This window comes from Craterilacuibacter sinensis (assembly GCF_009831765.1).
GTDB lineage: Bacteria > Pseudomonadota > Gammaproteobacteria > Burkholderiales > Chromobacteriaceae > Craterilacuibacter > Craterilacuibacter sinensis.
This window is the reverse complement of sequence record NZ_WSSB01000001.1, coordinates 300,618-322,370: the sequence shown is the minus strand read 5'-3', so window position 1 is coordinate 322,370 and position 21,753 is coordinate 300,618. Positions and strand designations below refer to the sequence as shown.

The 21,753-nt window shown below is 59.0% G+C and carries 25 protein-coding genes; 7 read left to right on the top strand and 18 right to left on the bottom strand.

From position 1 onward, the window contains the following. Window positions 1-82: 82 nt before the first annotated feature. Window positions 83-1,354 carry a DEAD/DEAH box helicase gene (locus GQF02_RS01665; RefSeq protein ID WP_220789272.1) on the top strand — a complete coding sequence of 424 codons (1,272 nt, stop codon included), beginning with the start codon at window positions 83-85 and terminating at the stop codon, window positions 1,352-1,354. Here the strand turns inward: GQF02_RS01665 and GQF02_RS01660 are convergent. Both GQF02_RS01660 and GQF02_RS01655 read right to left on the bottom strand, forming a co-directional pair. Continuing rightward, complete coding sequence (locus GQF02_RS01660; RefSeq protein ID WP_160794616.1) at window positions 1,328-1,984, bottom strand: TIGR01621 family pseudouridine synthase; 657 nt, start codon at window positions 1,982-1,984, stop codon at window positions 1,328-1,330. The two genes, GQF02_RS01665 and GQF02_RS01660, sit on opposite strands and share 27 nt — an antisense overlap. A gap of 26 nt (window positions 1,985-2,010) precedes the next feature. Then, window positions 2,011-2,487, bottom strand: coding sequence for an acyl-CoA thioesterase (locus GQF02_RS01655; RefSeq protein WP_220789271.1), 477 nt, complete (start codon window positions 2,485-2,487; stop codon window positions 2,011-2,013). A gap of 254 nt (window positions 2,488-2,741) precedes the next feature. On the opposite strand from GQF02_RS01655, the gene GQF02_RS01650 reads away from it, so the two are divergent. After that, window positions 2,742-3,398 (top strand): OmpA family protein, encoded by a 657-nt coding sequence (locus tag GQF02_RS01650; RefSeq protein ID WP_160794371.1) that lies wholly within the window; start codon window positions 2,742-2,744, stop codon window positions 3,396-3,398. 67 nt (window positions 3,399-3,465) lie between these two features. On the opposite strand, the gene GQF02_RS01645 is transcribed toward GQF02_RS01650, so the two are convergent. Continuing rightward, window positions 3,466-4,149, bottom strand: coding sequence for an LrgB family protein (locus GQF02_RS01645; protein ID WP_160794370.1), 684 nt, complete (start codon window positions 4,147-4,149; stop codon window positions 3,466-3,468). Continuing rightward, on the bottom strand, window positions 4,137-4,556 hold the full coding sequence (locus tag GQF02_RS01640; protein ID WP_124734175.1) for a CidA/LrgA family protein: 420 nt from the start codon (window positions 4,554-4,556) through the stop codon (window positions 4,137-4,139). Before GQF02_RS01640 ends, GQF02_RS01645 begins: the two co-directional genes overlap by 13 nt. A gap of 101 nt (window positions 4,557-4,657) precedes the next feature. Between GQF02_RS01640 and GQF02_RS01635 the strand changes: the two genes are divergently transcribed. The 4 genes from GQF02_RS01635 (at window position 4,658) to GQF02_RS01620 (ending at window position 6,893) form a co-directional block, all read left to right on the top strand. Then, window positions 4,658-5,557, top strand: coding sequence for a LysR family transcriptional regulator (locus GQF02_RS01635; protein ID WP_160794369.1), 900 nt, complete (start codon window positions 4,658-4,660; stop codon window positions 5,555-5,557). Continuing rightward, a complete protein-coding gene (locus tag GQF02_RS01630) occupies window positions 5,554-6,018 on the top strand; it encodes an LEA type 2 family protein (RefSeq protein ID WP_160794367.1) in 465 nt (154 codons plus the stop codon). Before GQF02_RS01635 ends, GQF02_RS01630 begins: the two co-directional genes overlap by 4 nt. Window positions 6,019-6,298: 280 nt before the next feature. Next, window positions 6,299-6,547 carry a hypothetical protein gene (locus GQF02_RS01625; protein ID WP_160794365.1) on the top strand — a complete coding sequence of 83 codons (249 nt, stop codon included), beginning with the start codon at window positions 6,299-6,301 and terminating at the stop codon, window positions 6,545-6,547. Window positions 6,548-6,641: 94 nt separating this feature from the next. Next, on the top strand, window positions 6,642-6,893 hold the full coding sequence (locus tag GQF02_RS01620; RefSeq protein WP_124734171.1) for a hypothetical protein: 252 nt from the start codon (window positions 6,642-6,644) through the stop codon (window positions 6,891-6,893). 38 nt (window positions 6,894-6,931) lie between these two features. Here GQF02_RS01620 and GQF02_RS16045 read toward each other — a convergent pair whose 3' ends face one another. Further along, window positions 6,932-7,063 carry a hypothetical protein gene (locus GQF02_RS16045; protein WP_268890983.1) on the bottom strand — a complete coding sequence of 44 codons (132 nt, stop codon included), beginning with the start codon at window positions 7,061-7,063 and terminating at the stop codon, window positions 6,932-6,934. Window positions 7,064-7,207: 144 nt separating this feature from the next. Between GQF02_RS16045 and GQF02_RS01615 the strand changes: the two genes are divergently transcribed. Beyond that, complete coding sequence (locus tag GQF02_RS01615) at window positions 7,208-8,287, top strand: glycerol-3-phosphate dehydrogenase/oxidase (protein WP_160794363.1); 1,080 nt, start codon at window positions 7,208-7,210, stop codon at window positions 8,285-8,287. A 52-nt stretch (window positions 8,288-8,339) separates the two neighbouring features. Here GQF02_RS01615 and sucD read toward each other — a convergent pair whose 3' ends face one another. The 13 genes from sucD to sdhC all read right to left on the bottom strand — a co-directional run bounded on the left by sucD (window position 8,340) and on the right by sdhC (window position 21,625). Then, a complete protein-coding gene (gene sucD, locus GQF02_RS01610) occupies window positions 8,340-9,224 on the bottom strand; it encodes a succinate--CoA ligase subunit alpha (RefSeq protein WP_124734168.1) in 885 nt (294 codons plus the stop codon). Window positions 9,225-9,251: 27 nt separating this feature from the next. Next, the gene (sucC, locus tag GQF02_RS01605) at window positions 9,252-10,421 is read right to left on the bottom strand and encodes an ADP-forming succinate--CoA ligase subunit beta (protein WP_124734167.1); all 1,170 of its coding nucleotides are present in this window, start codon (window positions 10,419-10,421) and stop codon (window positions 9,252-9,254) included. 102 nt (window positions 10,422-10,523) lie between these two features. Next, window positions 10,524-10,787, bottom strand: a complete 264-nt coding sequence (locus GQF02_RS01600; RefSeq protein ID WP_124734166.1) for a hypothetical protein — start codon at window positions 10,785-10,787, stop codon at window positions 10,524-10,526. A gap of 45 nt (window positions 10,788-10,832) precedes the next feature. Next, the gene (gene lpdA / locus GQF02_RS01595; protein WP_124734165.1) at window positions 10,833-12,263 is read right to left on the bottom strand and encodes a dihydrolipoyl dehydrogenase; all 1,431 of its coding nucleotides are present in this window, start codon (window positions 12,261-12,263) and stop codon (window positions 10,833-10,835) included. A gap of 51 nt (window positions 12,264-12,314) precedes the next feature. After that, a complete protein-coding gene (locus tag GQF02_RS01590; protein ID WP_124734164.1) occupies window positions 12,315-12,500 on the bottom strand; it encodes a hypothetical protein in 186 nt (61 codons plus the stop codon). A gap of 71 nt (window positions 12,501-12,571) precedes the next feature. Continuing rightward, entirely contained in the window at window positions 12,572-13,804 is a 1,233-nt protein-coding gene (gene odhB / locus GQF02_RS01585; RefSeq protein WP_160794361.1) for a 2-oxoglutarate dehydrogenase complex dihydrolipoyllysine-residue succinyltransferase, read from the bottom strand. Between the two features lie 59 nt (window positions 13,805-13,863). After that, on the bottom strand, window positions 13,864-16,692 hold the full coding sequence (locus tag GQF02_RS01580) for a 2-oxoglutarate dehydrogenase E1 component (RefSeq protein ID WP_160794359.1): 2,829 nt from the start codon (window positions 16,690-16,692) through the stop codon (window positions 13,864-13,866). Between the two features lie 128 nt (window positions 16,693-16,820). Further along, window positions 16,821-18,110, bottom strand: a complete 1,290-nt coding sequence (gene gltA, locus GQF02_RS01575) for a citrate synthase (protein ID WP_124734161.1) — start codon at window positions 18,108-18,110, stop codon at window positions 16,821-16,823. Between the two features lie 43 nt (window positions 18,111-18,153). Next, entirely contained in the window at window positions 18,154-18,405 is a 252-nt protein-coding gene (locus GQF02_RS01570) for an FAD assembly factor SdhE (RefSeq protein WP_124734160.1), read from the bottom strand. Next, complete coding sequence (locus GQF02_RS01565) at window positions 18,402-19,112, bottom strand: succinate dehydrogenase iron-sulfur subunit (RefSeq protein ID WP_124734159.1); 711 nt, start codon at window positions 19,110-19,112, stop codon at window positions 18,402-18,404. Before GQF02_RS01565 ends, GQF02_RS01570 begins: the two co-directional genes overlap by 4 nt. Window positions 19,113-19,125: 13 nt before the next feature. Continuing rightward, window positions 19,126-20,913, bottom strand: coding sequence for a succinate dehydrogenase flavoprotein subunit (sdhA, locus tag GQF02_RS01560; RefSeq protein WP_160794357.1), 1,788 nt, complete (start codon window positions 20,911-20,913; stop codon window positions 19,126-19,128). Beyond that, the gene (gene sdhD / locus GQF02_RS01555) at window positions 20,910-21,257 is read right to left on the bottom strand and encodes a succinate dehydrogenase, hydrophobic membrane anchor protein (protein WP_160794355.1); all 348 of its coding nucleotides are present in this window, start codon (window positions 21,255-21,257) and stop codon (window positions 20,910-20,912) included. Before sdhD ends, sdhA begins: the two co-directional genes overlap by 4 nt. Continuing rightward, complete coding sequence (gene sdhC, locus GQF02_RS01550) at window positions 21,251-21,625, bottom strand: succinate dehydrogenase, cytochrome b556 subunit (RefSeq protein WP_124734156.1); 375 nt, start codon at window positions 21,623-21,625, stop codon at window positions 21,251-21,253. Before sdhC ends, sdhD begins: the two co-directional genes overlap by 7 nt. Window positions 21,626-21,753: the final 128 nt, after the last annotated feature.

Genomic DNA, 21,753 nt, shown 5'->3' with positions numbered 1-21,753 from the left:
CCTTACACTGGCCGCCGCTACAGCGCCCTGATCTGCCATAAACCGGATCGCGCTTCCTCTTTGCTTCCCCCTGATCGTACTCATGCCATTTATTGCTTTGGGCCTTATGCCCGACCTCGCCCGCGCCGCCGGCGAAAAAAATTATTTGCAAGCGACCCCCATCCAGCAAGCCGCCATCCCCGCGATCTTGCAAGGTTGCGATGTGCAAGGCTCGGCGCCAACCGGTTCGGGTAAAACCGCGGCCTTTGCCCTGCCGCTACTGCAGGCCTACAGCCAAAGCCGGCACGAGATGCCGCGCAAGACCCAGACGCTGATCCTGCTGCCCACGCGCGAACTGGCGATCCAGGTTGCCGACAGCCTGGCTTTTTTCGCCCGCCACCTGCCCCATACCCCCAAAATCATCACACTGGTAGGCGGCGTGGCACTGAATCCGCAACTGATGGTATTGCGTGGCGGCGCCGATATCGTTCTGGCGACTCCGGGGCGCTTGCTGGATGTACTCGCGCACAATGCGCTCAGGCTCAATCACGTCAAGACACTGGTACTGGACGAAGCAGACCGCCTGCTGGAACTGGGCTTCAGCGATGAAATCAGCCAGATCCTCGCACTTTTGCCGGCCAAACGGCAGAACCTGCTGTTTTCGGCCACCTTCCCGCCCGGCGTCAAGGCGCTGACCAGCGGCTTATTGCAGCAGGCGGTGTTGATTGACGTACCGGCAAGCTTAGCCGCCCCACGCCCGGCCATCCGCCAGCGCGCCCTCACGGTTGACACCACACGCCGCACCGCCTTGCTGCGCCACCTGATTGCCAGCGAAGCCTGGCAGCGGACACTGGTATTTGTCGCCAGCCAGCATGGTGCGCGCCACCTGGCCGAAAAGCTGGTCAAGGCGGGGCTTAGGGCAGAAGCCTTCCACGGCGAGCTAAGCCAAGGGCGGCGTAACCGGGTATTGGCTGAATTTCAGGATGGCAAGCTGCAGGTTCTGGTGGCCACCGATGTGGCGGCGCGCGGGCTGGATATCGCCGCGCTGGATGTGGTGGTGAACTATGATCTGCCGCGCGCCAGCGATGACTATACCCACCGCATCGGCCGCACCGGGCGCGCCGGCGCCAGCGGTCTGGCCATCAGCTTTGTCACGGCACAAAACGAAGCACACTTTTATCTGATCGAAAAACGCCAGCAGCAGCGCGTGGCGCGCGAGCAGATTGCCGGCTTCGAGCCCGAGATGCCTGTCGTCACCCCCGCAAAAGCGGTGACCGATGACAAGGGCGGCATCAAGGGCAAGCGCATGAGCAAGAAGGACAAGCTGCGCGCGGCACAGGCTGCTAGCTCAAGCCCAGACAGCACCGACGCGTGACAGGGCAGCGGCAAAAGCGTCCGAGCCAAACAGCTCGCCCACCTCGGGCGGGCACACAAAGGCATGGCGCTCGCCGTCCAGCATGAAACTTAAAGCATAGGCGTGCAGATAGCCCCGGTCGGCGGGGCTGCCGCTATATAGCGCATCGCCCAGTATCGGCGCAGACAGGCTTTTCATCGCCACACGCAACTGGTGGGTGCGCCCGGTATGCGGACGCAGCACAAACAGGCGCAAGCCCGGCGCGACCGACTCGGTCGTAAAGCGGGTCACGGCAGGTTTTAGCTGGCTCGGGCATAACTTCCATGCCCCGCCGCGGCCCTTTTCCATATCCCCCTTGATCCAGCCCTGTTTTTTCTGCGGCTTGCGCTCGGACAAGGCTAGATACACTTTTTCGACTTCACGCCCGGCAAATGCCGCCGACAAGGCCGAGGCCACCGCTGCCGAGCGTGCCACCACCAACAGGCCCGATGTCATCCGGTCCAGTCTGTGCACCGGCCACAAAGCTTCATCCGACAGCCCTGCGCGTAAACCCTCCATCAAGCCGGCCTCCTCGCCTTCGCGATGGAAGCTGATGCCGGGCAGCTTGCTGATGATGTAAAAGCGCGGATCGGTATGAATCAGCCTGTACATAGGCGGCAAGACGGCAGGGGCATCACTCATAGCGGGTTTTTCAATTGCTCGGCCGCAGCCATACGCATCTGTTTGCGTATCTGAGCGGCAGCAAAGCGCTGTTTTTGTTCATCGGTTTCCAGCAGCAAAGGCGGCACCGGCATGGACTTGCCCTGCTCCATCGCCACCATGGTGAAATAGCAGCTGTTGGTGTGGCGCACGACACGGGTACGGATATTCTCGGCAATCACCTTGATGCCTATCTCCATCGAAGTACGCCCCACATAATTGACCATGGCCAAAAAAGTCACCAACTCGCCCACATGAATGGGCTGCTTGAACAGCACCTGATCCACCGACAACGTCACCGCGTAATGGCCGGCATAGCGGCTGGCACAGGCGTAAGCCACCTGATCCAGCAGTTTGAGCAAAGAGCCGCCATGCACATTGCCGGAAAAATTCGCCATATCCGGTGTCATCAGCACCGTCATGCTCAGCTCGCGCTGCCCCATCAAAACATCCATCTTGGTTTCCACTCCAGATCCGGCAACAGGGCCGAAACAATTATTAGCACATTCTATAATGCAAAAATAATGCAAATGGACGACAATTGCGCCCAATCACACGAAAAGCCCGACATCCTGCCGCAAAATACAGTGACAAGCCACTGGTAAGCGCAATGCGGGCTATCTACCATAAAGCAAGCGTGTCATCAGAGGCCAATAAACACTCTGGCCTTCTCCCGCAACGCCTATCCAACAAAAACAGGAAACTCGCCATGTCTAAACTGTCTCTGCGCCTGACCGCTACCGTTGTAGCCGGCGCCCTTGCCCTCACCGCGTGCACCACCAACCCGATGACCGGCCAGAGTGAAATGAACAAAACCGCAACCTACGGCTTGGGTGGTGCGGCTGTATGCGGTGCCATCGGCGCACTGGTCTCCGGCAGCAAGGGTGCACGTAATGCAGCGCTGGCTTGCGGTGCCATCGGTGCCGGCGTCGGCGTATACATGGACAACCAGGAAAAAGAACTGCGTGCCAAACTGGCCAATACCCAGGTTCAGGTTAACCGCGTCGGCGACCAGATCAAACTGGTGATGCCGGAAAACATCACTTTTGCACTTAACAGCGCCTCGCTCAATAGCGGCGCACAGCGCTCGCTCGCCGATGTGGCCGGCGTGCTCAACCAGTACCCGGAAACCACCATCACCGTCAACGGCTACACCGACAGCACCGGTGCGCTGGCTTACAATATGAAGCTGTCGCGCGAGCGCGCGCAATCGGTGGCCAATATCCTGCGCAACAATGGCGTAGGCGGCAGCCGCATCGCAACCCAGGGTTATGGCCCGGAAAGCCCGGTCGCCAGCAATGCCACGGCAGCAGGACGCGCCCAGAACCGCCGCGTGGAAATCCTGATCAATCCCAAGCCACAATAAGCCGGCTTTCCTACGCAAAAAACCGCCGCTCCCGGCAAGGGGGCGGCGGTTTTTTATCTTACAACGCTTAAAGCAGCAGGCCGATCAAAGGCGCCAGCAGCACCATCGCCACTCCGCACAACATCATGGTCAGGCTGGCGACCACGCCTTCTTCCTCGCCAATCTCACTGGCTTTGGCCGTACCCGCACCATGGGCTGCCGCACCAAACAGAGCACCGCGCGCCAAAGGGCTACGCACCCGAAACAGCAGTAACAGCAACTCGCCCAGCGACATGCCGACCACACCGGTTATTACCACGAAGATCGCCACCAGTTGCGGGTTCGCCCCAAGATGGGCGGCACTCGCCAGGGCAAACGGCGTACTGACCGAGCGCGGCGCCAGACTACGCACCACCATTTCCGGCAGGGAAAAAGCATGTGCCAGCCAGACCGAGCTGCCTACACCGACCACGATGCCGGTAAGTACACCAGCAAGCAAGGTGATCCAGTTAGCGCGAATCAGTGCACGTTGCTGATAGATGGGGATCGCAAAAGCCACGGTCGCCGGTCCCAATAGCCAGGTCAGATAGCGTGTATCCTGCCAATAGTGGGCAAAGGGTATGTCGCACAGCAAAAGCAAAGACACCAGCAATACCGGCACCAGAAAAATAGGTGCAGACCACCAGCGCTTCAGGCGCTGGTGCAGGCACTTGACCAATACATACAGCAGCAGCGTCACCAGCAGGCACAACACCGAACTTAGCGCAAACATAGCGCGCCCTCCTCCCGCTTGGCACGCAAATGCCTGAAACGCAGCAAGCGGTAACAGCGATCAACGACCAGCGCCGTTGACAGCATCACGCATGCCGTCGACAGCACGATCACCGCCATAATGCGTATCCCATTCTGCTCGAACAGCGCGGTAAACTGCACCACCGCCACCACCGCAGGGATGAAAAACAGCAACATCTCGGCCAATAGCCAGCGCGAACCTTGCTCCACCCAACTCACAGGCAGCCACTTGGCTTGCAAGACCAGAAACAGCAGTACAAGCCCCAACACGCCACCAGGCAGCACTGGCATAAAGCGCTCGCACAAAGCCTGAGCACACCACCACCATAAGGAAAGCAAGGCAACTTGCCATACCGTGCATAGCGTTTTTTTAAGCGCGGGGAACATGGTCGTTATACTGTCGAGTGGACTGAACTATCCAGTGTATGCGCGGTCTACAAATAGATAAAATGAATTAAACTAACAATAAACATTCCAGAAAGGAATGCATGGATATTCGTGCCTTACGTTACTTTGCCGCGGTGGTACGCGAACAAAGCTTTACCCGTGCTGCCGACAGCCTGTTTGTCACCCAGCCCACCATCAGCAAAATGGTGCGCCAACTGGAAGACGAGCTGGGAACACCACTATTGCTGCGACAGGGGAAAAGCATCTCGCTGACAGATGCCGGCAAGGTGACGCTTGCCCGCGCCGAAGACATGCTGCACAGCATGCAGTTGCTCAAACGCGAGCTAATTGACCTGTCTGAACTCAAATCCGGCGAACTGGTATTCGGCTTGCCACCCATGGTGGGCGCGGCCTACTTTGCCCCTGTTGTCAGCCGCTTTCGCGAGCACTACCCCAAGATCGAACTCAAGCTGGTTGAAACCGGGGCGCTGGCAGTAGAAAGCCAGATACGCACAGGAGAGGTCGAACTCGGCATTGCCGTACTGCCGGTCAATACCGACGATTTCAGCTCGCTGGCCGTAGTCAACGAACCGCTCTGTCTGGTAGCGCCTGCCAACTCGGCTTGGCATGGCCGGGAATCCGTCTTGCTGGCGGAGCTCACCGAGCAGGCTTTTGTACTCTATCCGCCGGACTTTACCCTGACCGCGCACATTGCCAACGCTTTCCGCCAGATGGACAAGCCGCTGAATATTGTCGGCACGAGCGCACAATGGGACTTTCTGGCCGAACTGGTCGGCGCCCGCCTTGGCATTACCTTGCTGCCACACTCGGTCGCCCAGCGCCTGGATCCGGCCAAATTCGACCTGATAGCACTTGCCGACCCCGATTTGAGGTGGCATCTTGCGCTGATCTGGCGCAACGGCGCCTACCTCTCACATGCCGCCCGCGCCTGGATCGAGACCACGCGCAGCGTATTGCCCCCTACTAAGGACAAATCATGAAACGCTGGATACTGCTACTGACGCTCACCTTGCTGAGCGCCTGTTCGACCCTGGGACTGGAAAAACCCAAAGTCAGTCTGGTCGATATCAAGCCCAGCAGCAAAAGCACACTATTCGAACAAGCTTTCGATGTCAGCCTGCGCATCAGCAACCCCAACGGTTTTGCGCTGTCGGGCAAGGGTGTGAAATTCACACTGCAGGTAGATGACAAAAGGCTGGCAGACGGCATGAGCAACAAAGCATTTGAAATTCCGGCCCGCTCAAGCAGTGTCATCACCGTCAGAATGCACACCTCGCTAGCGGACTGGCTCAAGCAACTGGGCAATGCATTGACCAGCCCGAATCGCGGTATCGCCTACCAGCTGGAGGGGCAGATTACCGATGTGAACGGCATTGCCAGCCTGCCTTTTAGCAGCAAGGGCAACTGGTCTTTGGCCGAAAAAATTGGACTCAAACCTTAATAGACAAAAAGGCGGCGCACCAGCGTACGCCGCCTTTTCCCACACCATCGTGTCAGTTGCGCCTTAACTGCAGCACGACAACCACTGTCACCGTTGGCAAGTTTACCCGCATAGCCAGACACACCCTCCCCCCGCACTACGCTTTAGCCTTTCCACTCCTTGGCACCAAGCGAATGGACATGCACACCCATTAGTCATACCATTCGTAGCACATACACATAAACAATCCGGCCGCACCCGCCACAAGCTTGCATGGGGGCGATGCGACAAGGTGACCATGATGCCCATTGTGCTTGGTTTGCTGATTGCGCTACATATCTGCTGGCCAGTCTGGCGTAAACAGCTAGCCAGTCGCAGTTTATATGCGAGCGATTATGTGCTGGCACTGGCCATCGGCACGCTGGAACTGGGACTGATGGCCATGCAATACCATTCCATCTCGGCAGCGACCACCTATCTGTTTGCCGGCATCCCCGCTACCACCTATCTGCTTGCCACATCACTGGACATGTTTTCAGCAGAGTCTTAATTCTGTAAGACCGGCCCGGCGCAATAATTAATTGCGATCACTCGCCATATTTGATATAAAATTATTAACCTTTATCATTAAAATGGAGGATGCCATGATGGCTGCGTTGCTAGGCGTGCTGGTTGCCGCCCATATCTGCTGGCCCATCTGGTACTGGCAACTACACGGCAAACCCTTGCGCCGCGCCAACTGGCTACTGGCATTTTTGTTTGCAGCACTGGATCTTGGCTTTATCGCCAGCCAGATACAGGGTGAAACCGGTCAGGCCGTCCTGCTATTCTCCGGCATCCCCGCCGCCATCTATCTGTTCGCCTTCCTCAGCGAAAAGCCGCACAAACAACCCTAAGCAAAAAGCATCTGGACGCCGAAGCGTCCAGTATCTGTTTAGCCCTTAGCGCTACGCGCACGCTTGATCATGATTCCGATCAGCACGCATACGATCACAGTCGTTGTCCCGATCACAGCCAGACTCGCCCGGCCCACATTATCCGACAATAACAGCGTCCACAGTTCCATCTGACTTTCCTCCCGGCTCGCTCACAAAATATGCATTAAGATTAAATTGGCACGCAAAATGCCAACTTGATCAAGATCAAGCCCCGGCCAATCCCTCGCGCTTGCGACAGGAAAAGCGCCGCCTTATTGCCTGTGGAGGAGAGCATGCCGGCAATTGCCGTGATTGGAGGTGGCATCAATGGCGTGATGAGCGCATGGACATTGGCGCGCGCAGGCCACACGGTCACCTTGTTCGAACGCGATACGCTGATTTCACACACAAGCCAGGCCTCATCCAAGCTGTTGCACGGCGGGCTGCGCTATCTGGAAAACGGCGAGATTGCGCTGGTGCGGCGTGCGCTGGCCGACCGCGACTGGTGGCTGGCACAAAACAGCAAACTGGCCAGCCCGCTGGCTATCTGTCTGCCGCTCTATCGCCACGCCCGCCGCTCGCGCTGGCAGCTCAAGGCCGGCTTGTGGCTTTATGACCACCTGGCCGGGCATTCCGCCCTGCCCCGTCATGCATTTGTGCCGCCCGCTGCCCTATTGCAAAACGGCGACCGGCTTTGCCCGCACCAGTTGCTGGGTGGCTACCGCTACTACGATGCGCAGATGGACGATGCCAGACTGGGCTTATGGGCAGCACAACAAGCCCGTACGGCAGGCGTCAGCCTCAATGAACATGCGCTCGTCAGCCGGATCAACTGCGATGGCAGCCTGCAGCTAGGCGGGCAGCGCCTGCAGTTTGACGCCATCGTCAATGCCTGCGGCCCGTGGGCCGAGCGCTTACTCACCGAGAGCCAGATCGCCAGCCCCTTAATGCTGGACACGGTACGCGGCAGCCATATCGTGCTTGATCGTCCCTTGTCGCAAGGCTATCTGCTGGAAGTAACGGGCGAGCGGCGGGTGGTGTTTGTCCTGCCCTGGCAAGGACAAACCCTGATCGGCACCACCGAACAGCGGCAAGCGCCCGATGCGCCAGTCGCGTGCAGCGATGCCGAGGCCATCTATCTGCTGAGGCTTTATAACGACTACTTCCCGCCGGCAAGCGAAACCGAGATTTGCGGGCGTTATGCCGGTATAAGGCCGCTACTGAAAAGCGCACGCGACCCTAACCGCGCGCAGCGCGAACATGCGCTGATTACGCAGGGCCGCTTGCTGTCGGTGTTCGGCGGCAAGTGGACCACCTCGCCTTCGCTGGCACGCGAGGTGGCTTTGTGTGTGGAGCAGCAACTCAGAACATGAAAAAAGCCGCCCGGTTTACCCGGGCGGCTTCTGGTTTTGACTGGACGATCTATCAGATCATGTTCTTGCTTTTGAGCAGCTCGTACATGGTCTTGCCGATCTCGGCCGGGCTGCGGGTGTAGGCGATGCCGGCTTTCTCGAAAGCCTTGAATTTCTCTTCGGCCGTGCCCTTGCCGCCGGAGATGATGGCACCGGCGTGGCCCATGCGCTTGCCTTTAGGGGCGGTCACGCCAGCGATATAGCCAACGACCGGCTTGGTCACATAGGACTTGGCAAATTCGGCCGCTTCTTCTTCGGCCGAACCACCGATTTCACCGATCATTACGATGGCGTCGGTATCCGGATCATCCTGGAACAGTTTGAGCGCATCGATATGCGACAGACCCGGGATAGGGTCGCCACCGATACCGATACAGGTCGACTGGCCCAGACCCAGAGCGGTGGTCTGTGCCACGGCTTCATAAGTCAGCGTGCCGGAGCGGCTGACGATGCCGATACGGCCCGGGTTGTGGATGTGCCATGGCATGATGCCGATCTTGCACTCGCCCGGGGTGATGATGCCTGGGCAGTTCGGGCCGATCAGGCGCACGCCGGCTTCGTCGACGGCTTTTTTCACATACAGCATGTCCAGTGTCGGCACGCCTTCGGTGATGCAGACAATCAGTTTCACGCCGGAGGCGACGGCTTCGAGGATGGAATCCTTGGCAAAAGCTGCCGGTACATAGATTACCGAAGCATCGGCCTGGGTTTCACGTACCGCATCCTTCATGGTGTTGAACACCGGCAGACCCAGATGCTCGGAACCGCCCTTGCCCGGGGTCACACCGCCAACCACCTTGGTGCCGACTTTCAGCGCCTGCTCGGCGTGGAAAGTCCCGTTTTTGCCGGTAAAGCCCTGCACCAGCACCTTCGTGTCTTTATTTACGAGAACGCTCATCTTGATATCCTTGTTCGGTGCGGGTGATTACAGGGCAGCTACGGCGGCAACAATCTTCTCGGCCGCGTCGTTCAGACCTTGGGCCGAAGTCAGCTTGAGACCGGATTCTTCCAGGATCTTGGCACCCAGTTCGGCATTATTGCCTTCCAGACGCACCACTACCGGTACCGTGACATTGACTTCCTTCACGGCCGCGATAATGGCTTCGGCGATCATGTCGCAACGCACGATGCCGCCGAAGATGTTGATCAGCACGCCCTTGACCGAGCTGTCGGCCAGAATCAGCTTGAACGCTTCAACCACGCGCTCCTTGGTAGCGCCACCGCCTACATCAAGGAAGTTGGCCGGCTGACCACCCTTGAGCTTGATGATGTCCATGGTGGCCATCGCAAGGCCAGCACCGTTCACCATGCAGCCTATATTGCCTTCCAGCGCCACATAGTTGAGGTCAAACTCGGACGCTTTCACTTCGCGCTCGTTCTCCTGGCTCTTGTCGCGCATCGCCAGCAGTTCCGGGTGGCGGTACAGCGCGTTGGAGTCGAGGTTGATCTTGCCGTCCACGCAAGCCAGTTCGCCGTTTTCGCGCAGCGCCAGCGGGTTCACTTCGAACAGGGCAAAGTCGTTTTCCATAAACGCGTCGTACGCGCCCAGCATCAGCTTGCTGAATGCAGCAATTTGCGCGCCCTTCAGACCCAAAGCAAAGGCGCAATCGCGTGCCTGGAATGGCTGCATGCCAACCAGCGGATCGACTTCGACCTTGATGATTTTTTCCGGGGTTTCTTCGGCGACTTTTTCAATCTCGACACCGCCTTCGGTGGAGACCATAAACACTACGCGCTGGCTGCCACGGTCAACCACGGCACCCAGATACAGCTCGCGCTCAACCGGATACATGTCTTCGCACACCAGTACCGAATGCACCGGCTGGCCGGCGGCGTCGGTCTGGTAGGTCACCAGATTGGTGCCGATCAGGCGCGCGGCTTCGGCAGCGGCTTCTTCGCGGCTTTTCACCACTTTCACACCGCCTGCCTTGCCACGACCACCGGCATGCACCTGGGCCTTGACCACGGCAAACTTGCCGCCCAGCGCATCGTAGGCGGCGGCAGCTTCTTCAGCCGTAGCGGCCAGAATGCCTTTTTGTACCGGCAGGCCGTAACGGGCCAGCAGCTCTTTCGCTTGGTATTCGTGCAGGTTCATTTATGGTTTCCTTTTATTGGAAATCGGACGGCCTTCATGAGCCATCCTGATTTTTTTTGCCCTAAGGCTTGCGCCTTAGAGCCTGGGCTTCGCTACGGGAAATCAGGGCGCGGCGTAACGCACACGGATGGCAATCAGCAAAATGCCGCCCACACACGCCAGCAACACAGGCCATTTCAGGCGCCGTCTGGCGGCACCCGACATGACATAGACCGAAACGGGGAAGGTCGCACCAGCCAGAAACAGCTTGATCCCCCGCATACGGTCGAATACGCCGGCCTCATCAAAGCCGATTTTCACTAGCCACATCAAGGCTGCCACCAGCATCAGCACGCCCAGCATGACTGCGTTGGCAATCAACTCCATCAGGCACTTTCATAAGACCAGCCCCGAAGAGCCGGCCGGATTCAATCAACCGTGCAGTGCGCGCTTGTCAACGGCCAGCGCCGCTTCGTGCACCACTTCGGACAAGGACGGATGGGCATGGATAATGCGCGCCAGATCTTCGCTGGCTGCCTTGAATTCCATGGATACCACGCCTTCGGTCACCAGTTCGGACACCATAGGCCCGATCATATGCAGACCCAGGATGCGGTCGGTTTTGGCACAGGCCAGGATTTTAACCGTGCCTTGTGCCTGACCCAGACCCAGCGCGCGACCGTTGGCGGCAAAGCCGGAAGAGCCCTTCTTGTACTCGATGCCTGCGGCCTTGAGTTGCTCTTCGGTCTTGCCGACCCAGGCGATTTCCGGACTGGTGTAAATCACCCACGGGATCACGTTAAAGTCGACATGCGGCTTCTGACCGGCGATGCGCTCGGCCACCGCCACGCCCTCTTCGGACGCCTTGTGTGCCAGCATAGGGCCACGCACCACATCGCCAATCGCCCACACATTCGGCAAATTGGTGTGGCAGTTGTCGTCCACCACCACGAAGCCGCGCTCGTCCAGCTGCAAGCCGACCGCGTCGGCCCCCAGGCCGCTGGTATTCGGCACGCGGCCGATGGAGACGATCAGCTTGTCGAATTCGGCCACCGTCGCTTCGCCGCCGACTTCATAAGCTACGCTGACCTTGTCACCCAGATTCTTGATCTCGCCTATCTTCACGCCCAGCTTGATATCCAGCCCGGTGTTTTTGGTCAGCGTCTTGAAGGCTTCCTTGGCAATTTGCTGGTCGGCCGCGGCGAGGAAGGTCGGCATGGCTTCTAGGATGGTGACGTCGGCACCGACGCGCTTCCACACCGAACCCATTTCCAGACCGATCACACCGGCACCGATCACGCCCAGACGGGCAGGCACGGCATCTACATTCAGCGCGCCTTCGTTGTCGAGCACGGTGACGTTGTCGATGGTGACACCCGGCAACTGGCGCACGCTGGAGCCGGTGGCAACAATCACATGCGTCGCTTCAATGGCATCGACCGTGTCGCCGTTTTTCACTTCCAGCTGCCACTTCTCGCCGCTGCGGCCCTTGAGCGAGCCCAGGCCATGCAGACTGGTCACCTTGTTCTTCTTGAACAAGAAACCGATACCGGCGGTGAGCTTGTCGACGATGCCATCCTTGCGCGCAATCATCTTGGCCGCGTCAAACTTGGCGCCTTCCACGCTGATGCCGTGCTCAGCAAAATCGTGGGCAATGGCGTGGAAGTTTTCGCTCGACTGCAACAGCGCCTTGGATGGAATGCAACCGACGTTCAGGCAGGTACCGCCCAGCGATGGCTTGCCGCTTTTACCGACAAAGGCATCGATACAGGCAGTATTAAAGCCCAGCTGGGCGGCACGAATAGCGGCAACATAACCGCCGGGGCCGGCGCCGATCACAACGACGTCGAATTGTTGGCTCATGGTGTATTCCCTTGATAGGCCAAGCGCTACCCGCAGTGGGCAGGCGCCGGCTCAGGTCTTGCTGACAGCAAGCAGCAAGATACCGAATGCAATCATGAACAGGATCAGGATGGATTTACCGAAGGTCGAGAACCAGTCTTCCTTCACCCCCATTTTGCGCTTCTTGATCATCAAGAAAGCCAAAGCAAAAGCGGCGAGGATGGAAGCAATGCCGTAGAACCAGTCGGGGATATTCATAAAGCTCCGTTCATGTCTTGTGGCGCACCGGCTGCTGCGCCCTTCACGGGCGCCGCAGCCGGCAGGCCGGATTACAAATCAAGAATGAGGCGGGCCGGGTCTTCTAGCAGATCCTTGATCGTCACCAGCGTCAGCACCGCCTCGCGACCATCGATGATACGGTGGTCGTAAGAGAGCGCAAGATACATCATCGGGCGCGCAACGATCTGACCATTCTCAACAACTGCGCGATCTTTGGTCGCGTGCATGCCCAGAATCGCCGATTGTGGCGGGTTGATGATAGGCGTGGACATCATCGAGCCGAAAGTGCCACCGTTGGTGATGGAGAAGGTGCCGCCGGTCAGGTCTTCCATCGACAGCTTGCCGTCGCGTGCCTTGACCGCAAACTCGGCAATCTGCTTCTCGATTTCGGCGATAGACATCTGGTCGGCGTTGCGCAGGATAGGTACCACCAGACCGCGCGGGCTGCCCACGGCGATACCGATATCGAAGTAGCCGTGATACAGGATGTCATTGCCGTCAACCGAGGCGTTCACCACCGGGAATTTCTTCAGTGCTGCGACTGCCGCCTTGACGAAGAAGGACATGAAACCCAGCTTGACGCCGTGCTCCTTCTCGAACTTGTCCTTGTACTTGGCGCGCAGATCCATCACCGGCTTCATATTCACTTCATTGAAGGTGGTGAGGATGGCGTTTTGAGCCTGGCTTTGCAGCAGACGCTCGGCTACGCGCTGACGCAGGCGGCTCATCGGCACGCGCTGTTCAGGACGATCAGACAGCAGCGCACCGGCGTTTACCACCGATGGGGTGCTGGCCAGCGCTGCACCGCTCACGCTGGAAGGCGCAGCCAGTACCGGGCCGGCCTGTACCGGCGCCAGCGGCTTGGCAGCGGCAGCCTGTACATCTTCTTTCAGGATGCGGCCATCACGACCGGAACCGGCAACATTCGCCAGATTCACGCCACTCTCGGCGGCCAGTTTGGCGGCCGACGGCATGGCTGCAGCAGGCGCAGCGGCAACTGCCGCCACTTCCGGCGCGGCAGCAGGGGCAACGTCGCCTGCCTTGGCTGCGGTGTCGATACGGGCAATCAGCTGACCGGACACGACGGTAGCGCCATCGGCTTCGATAATTTCAACGATCACACCTGCCAGCGGTGCCGGCAACTCCAGCACGACTTTGTCGGTTTCCAGATCGATCAGGTTTTCGTCGCGGGCGACGGCTTCACCGACCTTTTTGTGCCAGCTCATCAGCGTGGCTTCGGATACGGACTCGGGCAGTTGCGGAACTTTGACTTCGATAATCATATTCTTCTCCGTTGGGGGCCGCTGCATGCGGCCCCGGAACTAGCACTTCAGGTGTGATCTTATTTGCCGAACGACAGGGCTTCTTCGACAAAAGCCTTCAGTTGGGCTACGTGTTTGCTCATATAGCCAACCGCCGGCGATGCGGACGAAGGGCGGGCCGCATAAGACAGCGTCTGTTTGGCCCCCATCAGGTCTTCCAGACGGTGACGCAACTGGTACCAGGCGCCCTGATTCTTCGGCTCTTCCTGCACCCACACCACCTCGCTCGCCTTAGGGAAGCGGGCAAGCTCTGCGGCCACCTGTTCGGTCGGGAAGGGATAGAGCTGCTCGATGCGCACGATGGCGACATCCTGTTCCAGTTCGCGCTCTTTGCGGCCGGCAACCAGGTCGTAATACACCTGACCGGCACACAAGAGAACGCGCTTGACCTTTTTCGGGTCGGCCATCGCGTTGTCGCCAATCACGGCACGGAAGGAGCCGTTGCTGCAATCCTCGATCGCGCTCATCGAATCCTTGAAGCGCAACAGACGCTTGGACAGGAAGATCACCAGCGGTTTACGGAACGGACGCAGCATCTGGCGGCGCAGCACATGGAACATCTGGCTGGCTTCGGACGGCATCACGATTTGCATATTGTGCTCGGCGCACAGCTGCAACCAGCGCTCCAGACGAGCCGACGAGTGCTCAGGGCCCTGACCATCGTAGCCATGCGGCAAGATGGTGGTCAGACCGCACAGGCGGCCCCACTTGGTTTCGCCCGAGGCGATAAACTGGTCGATGGCCACCTGGGCGCCGTTGGCGAAGTCACCGAACTGGGCTTCCCAGATCACCAGCTGGTCCGGGCTGTTGCAGGCATAGCCATACTCGTAGGCCAGCACCGCCTCTTCGTTGAGGATGGAGTCGATGACCAGGAAGTCGCCCTGGTTTTCCGACATATGGCGCAGCGGCACATAGCTGCCGTCGTCCCACTTCTCGCGGTTCTGGTCATGGAACACCGCATGGCGGTGACTGAAGGTGCCGCGTCCCGAGTCTTCACCCGAGATACGCACGCCATAGCCGGACTCGACCAGGGATGCGTAAGCCAGCGTTTCGGCCATGCCCCAGTCTACCGGCTGCTCGCCGGCGGCCATGGCGATACGGCCCTTGACCACGCGATCCACCGTATTGTGCAGCTTGAAGCCTTCCGGCACCTGGGTGAATTTCTCGGTCAGGCGCTGGATATCGGCCAGCGGCAAGGAGGTATCGGTCGGGTGCGCCCAGTCCGTCCCCATAAACGGGGTCCAGTCGACGGCAAACTCACGGCGGTAGTTGGTCAGCACGGTCTGCTCGACGTGCTCGCCCTTGTCCAGTGCATCGCGGTAAGCCTGAATCAGCGCCTGCCCTTCTTCGGCGCTCATCACGCCCTCGCCCACCAGACGCTCGGCGTACAGCGCACGCGAGCCCGGATGCTTGGCGATCTTCTTGTACATCATCGGCTGGGTCAGGTAAGGATCATCGCCCTCGTTGTGGCCCAGTTTACGGAAGCACACCAGATCGATCACCACGTCCTTGTTAAAGGTCATGCGGTAGTCGAGAGCCGCCTGCATCACATAGCACACCGCTTCCGGGTCATCGCCGTTAACGTGGAAAATCGGTGCTTCGATCATCTTGGCTACGTCGGTGCAGTAGCTGGTAGAGCGGATATCGCGCGTGTCCGAGGTGGTGAAACCGACCTGGTTGTTGATCACGATATGGATGGTGCCGCCGGTACCGTAACCGCGCGTCTGCGACAGGTTGAACGTACCCTGGTTGACACCCAGGCCGCCAAAGGCCGAGTCGCCGTGCAGCAGCACCGGCACCACGGTCTTGCGCTCGCCATCCTTGCGTCGCTGCTGGCGCGCGCGCACCGAACCTTCAACCACCGGGTTGACGATTTCGAGGTGGGACGGGTTGAACGCCAGCGAAACATGCATCGGGCCGTTAGGCGTCGGAATGTCGCTGGAGAAGCCCATATGGTATTTCACGTCGCCGGAAGCCAACTCCTTCGCCGGCTTGCCTTCGAACTCGGCAAACAGGTCGCGCGGCAGCTTGCCCAGCGTGTTGACCAGTACGTTCAGACGGCCACGGTGGGCCATGCCGATAATCAGTTCCTGCACGCCCTGCGCCGTTGCGTTCTGGATCAGATGATCCAGCGCCGCGATCATGCTTTCGCCACCTTCGAGCGAGAAGCGCTTCTGGCCGACATAGCGGGTATGCAGATAGCGCTCCAGCGTTTCGGCGGCGGTAATCTGCTTGAGGATGCGGCGCTTGCTCTGGGCATCATAATGCGGCGTGGACAGGTCGCCCTCGAAGCGGCGCTGTACCCAGCGCTTTTCCTCGGTCTGGGTGACATGCATATACTCGACGCCGATATTGCCGCAGTAGGTCTGCTTCAAGCGGGCCAGAATCTCGGACAGCGGCAACTGCTGCGGGCCGATCATTGAGCCGATATTGAACTGCAAAGCCATATCCGCATCGGTCAGGCCATGGGTGGCCGGATCGAGTTCACGCAACTGCACCTGATCCATGCGCTTGAGCGGGTCAAGGTTGGCGTGACGCGAACCCAGTACGCGGTAAGCCGAAATCAGCTTCAGTACCGCCACCTGCTTTTGCATGGACTCCCAGTCGCCTACCGCGCTCACACGCTGGCCGGCTACCGGCTTTTTCGTCAGCTGGATAAACGACTGCTGGATGGGCAGATGCGGCACATCGCGCTCGGCCGCACCCGGGGCAAGGGACAGCTTGTCAAAATATTCACGCCACTGGTCAGGGGTGGAGCTCGGATCAGCAAGGTACTGCTCGTACAGCTCCTCGATGAAAGGTGCATTCCCGCCAAACAGGTAGGAATGGCCAAACATGGCTTGCATCATGGGTTCGGGCCCTTTGATTCGGTTTAAGACAGCTACCAGAAGCGTTCTGGCAAACCCCTTTGGCTTGCCGCAACGCTCCCGTGGAAAAAACCGGCCACCCAAGGTACGGGCAGCCGGCCTTGCATCAATCAGCGGTCGCTGACCGGTGCCACATCGCGACGCTCGGCGCCGGTGTACAACTGGCGCGGACGGCCGATTTTCTGTTGCGGGTCGGCAATCATTTCGGTCCAGTGTGCAATCCAGCCCACGGTACGCGCCAGCGCGAAGATAGGCGTGAACATGGAGACAGGAATACCAATGGCCGACAACACGATGCCGGAGTAGAAATCGACGTTCGGATACAGCTTGCGCTCGACGAAGTACGGGTCTTCCAGCGCAATCTTCTCCAGCGCCATCGCCAGCTTGAACTTAGGATCATCCTGCAGGCCCAGTTCGCGCAGTACTTCGTCGCAGGTCTCTTTCATGATCGCGGCACGCGGGTCCATATTCTTGTACACGCGGTGACCGAAGCCCATCAGCTTGTAGCGCTTGTCCTTCACGCCATCCATGAATTCGGCCACATTGTCGGCGCTGCCGATTTCGTCCAGCATCTTCAGTACCGCCTCGTTGGCGCCGCCATGCGACGGACCCCACAGGCAGGCGATACCGGCAGCGATACAGGCAAACGGGTTGGCACCGGACGAGCCGGCCAGACGCACGGTCGAAGTCGACGCGTTCTGCTCGTGATCGGCATGCAGCGTGAAGATACGGTCCAGCGCGCGCGCCAGTACCGGATTGACCTTGTACTCTTCGCACGGGGTCGAGAACATCATGTGCATGAAGTTCTCGGCATAGGTCAGACCGTTCTTCGGATAGGAGAACGGCAGACCCTTGCTGTAGCGATAAGCCTGGGCGGCAATAGTCGGCAGCTTGGCGATCAGGCGATGCGCCGAAATGCGACGGTGTTCGGCATTGGTGATGTCGAGCGAGTCGTGATAGAAGGCAGACAACGCGCCAACCACACCCACCATGACTGCCATCGGGTGTGCATCGCGGCGGAAGCCCTTGAACAGGCTGAACAGCTGATCATGCAGCATATTGTGACGCATGATGCCGCGCACGAACTCGGTGCGCTGGGCGGCATTAGGCAGCTCGCCGTTCAACAGCAGATAGCAGACTTCGAGGTAGTCGCACTTCTCGGCCAGCTGCTCGATCGGGTAGCCGCGGTAGTACAGCATGCCCAGATCGCCATCGATAAAGGTGATCTTGGATTCGCACGAAGCCGTCGCCAAGAAGCCCGGGTCGAAGGTAAACATGCCGGTCTTGTTGAAAGAGCGGATATCCACCACTTCCGGCCCCAACGTACCAGCCAGCACCGGCATTTCGATCTGGTCGCGGCCTTCGTTGTAGGACAGCGTAACTTTCTTGTTCGTTTCCACAGACTTACTCCCTGGTATATAGGTATTGTTTTGCGACCACTACTCAGACACTGCGCAACATGGCGACGATAGGCGCGAGCGTCACATCGTCGGTTTCCACCTTGCCGTTCACCAGTTCCAGAAATTCCGTATCCGGCAGATCCAGAATCCGCACATAGGCGGCAAACTCGTCAGGCGTCAGCTGGTCGTAACGCTCGGCCAGAAAACGCGTCAGCACCAGATCCAGCTCCAGCAGGCCGCGGCGCGAGCGCCAGCGCACCCGCTTTTTTTCGATCGGATCGATGAGTTCACTCATACCGCACGCTTGACCATCAGGTCCTTGATCTTGCCGATGGCGCGCGTCGGGTTCAGGCCTTTAGGGCAGACATCGACGCAGTTCATGATGCTGTGGCAGCGGAACAGGCGGTACGGGTCTTCCAGATTGTCCAGACGCTCGCTGGTTGCTTCGTCGCGCGTGTCGGCGATAAAGCGGTAGGCGGCCAAAAGGCCGGCCGGGCCGACGAACTTGTCCGGGTTCCACCAGAAGCTCGGGCACGAGGTCGAGCAGCAGGCGCACAGGATGCACTCGTACAGGCCGTCCAGCTCCTTGCGGTCTTCGGGCGACTGCAGGCGCTCGCGCTCTGGCGCCGGGCTGTTGTTGACCACATACGGCTTGATCGAGTGGTACTGGGTAAAAAACTGGGTCATGTCGACGATCAGGTCGCGAATCACCGGCAAGCCGGGAATCGGACGCAGTTCGATCGGCTGCTTCAGGTCACGCACATCGGTCAGGCAGGCCAGGCCGTTCTTGCCGTTGATGTTCATCGCATCCGAACCGCACACGCCTTCGCGGCAGGAGCGGCGGAAAGAAATGGTCTCGTCCTTGACCTTGAGCTTGACCAGCGCGTCCAGGAGTTTACGGTCGGTCGAATCGATTTCGACCGAAATATCCTGCATATAGGGCTTGGCGTCCTGATCCGGGTTGTAGCGATAGACGCGGAACTGGATGGTTTCGTTAGTCATGATGTCTGTCGCCTCAGTAGGAACGGGTCTTCAGGGCGATGGCTTCGACGGTCAGCGGGGTCATATTGACCGGCTTGTAGTCGAGCTTGTTGCCATCGCGGTGCCACAGCGTGTGCTTGAGCCAGTTCTGGTCATCACGGCCGTTCGGATTGGCCGGCGTATCCTCGGCATCGTCGCGCACATGGGCACCACGGCTTTCGGTACGGGCATTGGCCGAGATCATGGTGGCTTTGGCCACTTCGATCAGGTTTTCCAGCTCCAGCGCTTCCAGGCGGGCGGTATTGAATACCTTGGACTTGTCGGCGATTTCGATGGTCTTGATCATCTCTTCGACTTCGAGAATTTTGGCCACGCCCTGGGCCAGCATGTCCTTGAAGCGGAACACGCCGCAATGCGCCTGCATGGTGCGCTGCATGGCGCTGCGCGCTTCGTGCACATTGGTGCCGTTCTTCTGGCCGTCCAGTCGCGCCACACGCGCTACCGAACGCTCGATGGCCGCCATATTCAGCTCAGGCAGATTCTCGGGCTGGGTCTTGATGAAGTCGATCATCGAGTTGCCCGAGCTCTTGCCGAACACCAGCAAGTCGAGCAGCGAGTTGGTACCCAGCCGGTTGGCACCATGCACCGAGGCGCACGCGCATTCGCCGGCGGCGTAGAAGCCCTTGACGATATCGCTGTGGTTGTCGGTGGTGGACAGCACCACTTCGCCCTTGTAGTTGGTCGGAATGCCGCCCATCTGGTAGTGGCAGGTCGGCACCACCGGAATCGGCGCCTTGATCGGGTCGACACCGGCAAACTTGATCGAAATCTCGCGGATGCCCGGCAGCTTGGACATGATCACCTCGGGGTCGAGGTGGGTGATATCCAGCAGCACATGATCCTTGTTCGGGCCGCAACCACGGCCTTCATTAATTTCAGTCACCATGGCGCGCGACACCACGTCACGCGAAGCGAGATCCTTGGCGTTCGGCGCGTAACGCTCCATAAAGCGCTCGCCGTCCGAGTTACGCAAAATACCGCCTTCGCCGCGCACGCCTTCGGTAATCAGCACGCCCGCACCGGCAACGCCGGTCGGGTGGAACTGCCAGAATTCCATGTCTTCCAGCGGGATGCCGGCACGTGCCGCCATACCCAGGCCGTCACCGGTATTGATGAAGGCATTGGTGGACGAAGCATAAATACGGCCGGCACCGCCGGTGGCGAACAAGGTGGCCTTGGCCTGGAATACGACGATTTCCGACGTTTCCATTTCCATGGCGACCACGCCCTGGACATTGCCGTCGGCGTCGCGAATCAGATCCAGCGCCATCCATTCAACAAAGAACTGGGTATTGGCGCGTACATTACGCTGATACAAAGCATGCAGCATGGCGTGACCGGTACGGTCAGCAGCGGCACAGGCACGGCGCACCGGCTTCTCGCCAAAGTTCGACATATGGCCGCCGAACGGACGCTGGTAGATGGTGCCATCGTCGTTGCGGTCAAACGGCATGCCGAAGTGTTCGAGCTCAACCACCACTTTCGGTGCTTCGCGGCACATGTATTCGATGGCATCCTGGTCGCCCAGCCAGTCCGAACCCTTGACGGTATCGTACATATGCCAGTGCCAGTGATCCTTTTCGGAGTTGCCCAAGCTGGCGGACACCCCGCCCTGCGCCGCTACGGTATGCGAGCGGGTCGGAAAAACCTTGGAAATGACTGCGGTCTTGAGACCGGCTTCAGACAACTGCAAGGCTGCGCGCATGCCGGCGCCGCCGGCGCCGACGATTACTGCATCAAAATGGCGAACTGGTACGTTCATTGCAGACCCCAGACAACTTTAACCGAATAGATGAAACAGCCCGTGAGCCACACGATAGTGAACACATGCAGGCTCAGGCGCAGACCGGTAGGCTTGATGTAGTCCATCCAGACATCACGGATACCGACCCAGACGTGCAAAAATAGCGCAAGCAAGGTGATCTGGGTAAACAGGCGCACCCAGGTCTGGCTGAACAGGGCTTTCCAGCTGTCGAAATCGGAAGGCATGGCCAGCAGCAGCACGACCAGTGCTACGGTGTAAGCCAGCATGACGACAGCGGTCACGCGCTGCATGATCCAGTCGCGCAAGCCGTAATGGGCACCAACCACGTTGCGGTTTACCATAACAAGAACCCCAGAATAGCGGTCAGGACAAGGCTGACAATCAGCACCAGCTTGGCGGTCGCACGCGCGGTTTCCAGCTCCAAGCCTTTGTGCACATCAAGAAACAGAAAACGGATGCCGGCGCAGAAGTGGTGCAGGTAAGCCCACAAAAAGCCGATCAGCACCAGCTTCATCAGCGGATAGGCGATGATGGCGCGAAAAGTATCGAAGTCCTGAGCAGAACTCAGCGTACCTGCAAACAGGTACATCAAAAGAGGCAGGGAGAAAAAGAGCGCCACACCGCTGACCCGATGCAGGATCGAGACGATACCCGGCACGGGCAATCTGATCTTGCCAAGATCTAGGTGCTTTGGTCGTTGCTTCTGCATATGGCTTCCTAAGTATGTTTTTTTGACCAAACCGTTGTAACCGGGCTCTGGACGACAAGCCCACCAAACCAGTGCTTCATCTTGCAAAGCCGGAGACAAAAGCCTGACCAACCCTGCTTGACGCAGTG

Coding starts and splice junctions, on each gene's coding strand:
- GQF02_RS01665 (WP_220789272.1), top strand. CDS start 83: ATGCCATTTATTGCTTTGGGCCTTATGCCCGACCTCGCCCGCGCCGCC.
- sdhD (WP_160794355.1), bottom strand. CDS start 21,257: ATGGTAAACCGCAACGTGGTTGGTGCCCATTACGGCTTGCGCGACTGG.
- GQF02_RS01615 (WP_160794363.1), top strand. CDS start 7,208: ATGCCGGCAATTGCCGTGATTGGAGGTGGCATCAATGGCGTGATGAGC.
- sdhC (WP_124734156.1), bottom strand. CDS start 21,625: ATGCAGAAGCAACGACCAAAGCACCTAGATCTTGGCAAGATCAGATTG.
- GQF02_RS01590 (WP_124734164.1), bottom strand. CDS start 12,500: ATGAATATCCCCGACTGGTTCTACGGCATTGCTTCCATCCTCGCCGCT.
- GQF02_RS01655 (WP_220789271.1), bottom strand. CDS start 2,487: ATGGATGTTTTGATGGGGCAGCGCGAGCTGAGCATGACGGTGCTGATG.
- GQF02_RS01630 (WP_160794367.1), top strand. CDS start 5,554: ATGAAACGCTGGATACTGCTACTGACGCTCACCTTGCTGAGCGCCTGT.
- GQF02_RS01565 (WP_124734159.1), bottom strand. CDS start 19,112: ATGACTAACGAAACCATCCAGTTCCGCGTCTATCGCTACAACCCGGAT.
- GQF02_RS01650 (WP_160794371.1), top strand. CDS start 2,742: ATGTCTAAACTGTCTCTGCGCCTGACCGCTACCGTTGTAGCCGGCGCC.
- odhB (WP_160794361.1), bottom strand. CDS start 13,804: ATGATTATCGAAGTCAAAGTTCCGCAACTGCCCGAGTCCGTATCCGAA.
- GQF02_RS01640 (WP_124734175.1), bottom strand. CDS start 4,556: ATGTTCCCCGCGCTTAAAAAAACGCTATGCACGGTATGGCAAGTTGCC.
- GQF02_RS01660 (WP_160794616.1), bottom strand. CDS start 1,984: ATGTACAGGCTGATTCATACCGATCCGCGCTTTTACATCATCAGCAAG.
- GQF02_RS01645 (WP_160794370.1), bottom strand. CDS start 4,149: ATGTTTGCGCTAAGTTCGGTGTTGTGCCTGCTGGTGACGCTGCTGCTG.
- GQF02_RS01570 (WP_124734160.1), bottom strand. CDS start 18,405: ATGAGTGAACTCATCGATCCGATCGAAAAAAAGCGGGTGCGCTGGCGC.
- GQF02_RS01620 (WP_124734171.1), top strand. CDS start 6,642: ATGATGGCTGCGTTGCTAGGCGTGCTGGTTGCCGCCCATATCTGCTGG.
- GQF02_RS01625 (WP_160794365.1), top strand. CDS start 6,299: ATGCCCATTGTGCTTGGTTTGCTGATTGCGCTACATATCTGCTGGCCA.
- sucC (WP_124734167.1), bottom strand. CDS start 10,421: ATGAACCTGCACGAATACCAAGCGAAAGAGCTGCTGGCCCGTTACGGC.
- sdhA (WP_160794357.1), bottom strand. CDS start 20,913: ATGAACGTACCAGTTCGCCATTTTGATGCAGTAATCGTCGGCGCCGGC.
- sucD (WP_124734168.1), bottom strand. CDS start 9,224: ATGAGCGTTCTCGTAAATAAAGACACGAAGGTGCTGGTGCAGGGCTTT.
- GQF02_RS01635 (WP_160794369.1), top strand. CDS start 4,658: ATGGATATTCGTGCCTTACGTTACTTTGCCGCGGTGGTACGCGAACAA.
- lpdA (WP_124734165.1), bottom strand. CDS start 12,263: ATGAGCCAACAATTCGACGTCGTTGTGATCGGCGCCGGCCCCGGCGGT.
- GQF02_RS01600 (WP_124734166.1), bottom strand. CDS start 10,787: ATGGAGTTGATTGCCAACGCAGTCATGCTGGGCGTGCTGATGCTGGTG.
- GQF02_RS01580 (WP_160794359.1), bottom strand. CDS start 16,692: ATGATGCAAGCCATGTTTGGCCATTCCTACCTGTTTGGCGGGAATGCA.
- GQF02_RS16045 (WP_268890983.1), bottom strand. CDS start 7,063: ATGGAACTGTGGACGCTGTTATTGTCGGATAATGTGGGCCGGGCGAGT.